Raw genomic sequence first — 2297 nt, 5'->3', positions numbered from 1 at the left:
CGGGAGGAACCGTCCACGCGGGCGGGAGAGGGGCGGTCCCGACCGGATCCGGGGACGGCGGCAGCGTCTGCCCCGTCATCCGGGCCAGCAGCTCCTCCATCGCCAGCGCCCGCCGCTCCGCCGCCTCGATTTGGCGGCGCTGGAGCTGGGAGGCCTCGGCCTGGAGCTCGTTCTGGTCCGTCAGACTCCGCCGCTGCACCCGCATTTGATGCAGGGTCATGAGCAGCGAGACGAGCGCCATCGCGGTTCCGCCCCACGTGGCCGCGTCACCCGCCTCGATGGCCATGGTCGTCATGGCACGACCTTACGCGGCTGCCCTCGCCCCGGCCTAGCCGGCCGGACGCCCGCCCCGGCCCAGCTGGCCGGCGCCCGGCCCGACTCCGCCCGGCCCAACTCCGCCCGGTACGCCGCGTACCCGGCCTTGTACGCCTCGACTGCCTCCGGCCGCGGAGCCACCGACCGGCCGGCGCCCGGCCCAACCGGGCCGCGGAGCCACCGTCCGGAAGAGTCCGCGGCGAGGCCTTCTCGCCCAGGGCGCGCCGGGCGGTCAACACCGCACCCAGCGCGCCCACTTCGGGCTCGTCCGGGCTGCGGCCGAGCCCCGGCGCGATGCAGCCGAGCCTCGGCACGTCGGCGAACAGCCGCCCCCACAGCCCCGGCGGGAGCCGTCCCGTCACACCTTCCGATGGAAGACGTGGTGGCCCGCGTCGACCGTGAACGGAGTCGGATCGTCGCCCGGGAGGTGGACGTCGGCCCGGGTGTTCGGGGGGACGACCGCCTCCACGACCAGAACGCCCCCGTCCTCCACCCGCCACTCGACCCTCGCCCGCCCGTAGGGCGTGACGTGCTCGGCCGAGGCGTGGGTGAGACCGCCGCCGGGCAGAGGCGCGATCCGCAGCCGCCGCCACCCCGGCTCCGCCGGGCCCAGGCCGGCGACGGTCCGGTGGAGCCAGTCGGCGACCGCCCCCAGCGCGTAGTGGTTGAACGAGGTCATGTCGCCGGGGTTGATCGACCCGTCCGGCAGCATTGAGTCCCAGCGCTCCCACATCGTGGTCGCCCCCATCGTGACGGGGTAGAGCCAGGACGGGCAGCCGCGCTCCAGCAGCATCCGGTACGCGAGCTCCGGCTCGCCCGCCGCGTACAGTGCGTCGCAGATCAGCGGCGTGCCGGTGAAGCCGGTGGCGATGCGGAAGTCCGCGCCGCGGACGATCGCGGCCAGCCGCTCACCCGCCCGCTCGCGCTGGCGCGCATCCGGCAGCAGGCCGAAGCAGAGCGCCAGCGCGTACGCAGTCTGGGCGTCGGAGGACAGCCGCCCGGCGGGCGTCACGAACTCCTCGTTGAACGCGGCCCGTACGGAGTCCGCGAGCGCCCGGTAGCGCGCCGCGTCCGCGCCCTCCCCGAGGACTTCGGCGATGTCGCCGAGCACGGCCGCCGTCCGTACCAGATACGCGTTGGCGACCAGGTCGCCGTCGGTGCGCGCCTCGGCCGGGCGGTCCGGCGGCGCGGTGGGGTCCAGCCAGTCGCCGAGCTGGAACACGTGCCGCCACAGCCCGCCGCCCTCCGCCGCGTACGAGGCCGCGGTGTCGACCCACGCGCACATGCTCGCGTACTGCCCGCGCAGCAACTCCCGGTCGCCGAACCGCCGGTAGAGCACCCACGGCAGCAGCACCGCCACGTCGGCCCACACCGCCTGTGCCCGCGGGAACTCGGTGAAGGTGTCCGGAATGACGTCGGGCACGACCAGCGGCGGCACGCTGTCGGGGCGCGCCAGCTGCTCCGCCGCCAGGTCGCGCAGCCAGCCGGTAAGCAGGCCGGAGCAGTCGTAGAGGAAGGCGGCCGTGGGCGCGAACACCTGGATGTCGCCGGTCCAGCCCAGCCGTTCGTCGCGCTGCGGGCAGTCGGTGGGCACATCGAGGAAGTTGCCTCGCAGGCTCCACACGACGTTCTCGTGCAGCCGCTCGACCAGCGGGTCGGAGCAGCTGAACCAGCCGGTGCGCGCCATGTCGGAGTGGACGACCACCGCCGTGACGTCCGCCGGGTCCAGCTCTCCCGGCCAGCCCTCGACCTCGGCGTAGCGGAAGCCGTGGAAGGTGAACCGCGGCTCGTACGTCTCCACGCCCCCGCCGCGCAGCGTGTACGTGTCGGTGGCCTTGGCGAACCGCAGCGGGCGCGTGCCGAGTTCACCGTGCTCCAGCACCTCGGCGTGGCGGAGCGTGACGGTGTGCCCGGCCGGGCCGCTCACCGTGATGCGCAGTCTGCCGACGAGGTTCTGGCCGAAGTCGAGGACGGTGCGGCCG

The 2297-nt window shown here is 74.7% G+C and carries 2 protein-coding genes; both read right to left on the bottom strand.

The genetic code is table 11. The annotated features are described in order from the left end of the window. Positions 1–295 (bottom strand): hypothetical protein (locus tag AOK16_RS23550; protein ID WP_157859325.1); only part of this gene is annotated, 295 nt, incomplete at its 3' end. 378 nt (positions 296–673) lie between these two features. Continuing rightward, a partial coding sequence (locus AOK16_RS23545) for a family 78 glycoside hydrolase catalytic domain (protein WP_157859323.1) occupies positions 674–2297 on the bottom strand: 1624 nt, incomplete at its 5' end.

Source organism: Streptomyces pathocidini (assembly GCF_001418495.1).
Taxonomy (GTDB): domain Bacteria; phylum Actinomycetota; class Actinomycetes; order Streptomycetales; family Streptomycetaceae; genus Streptomyces; species Streptomyces pathocidini.
This window is presented reverse-complemented; position numbering and strand designations above follow the sequence as displayed.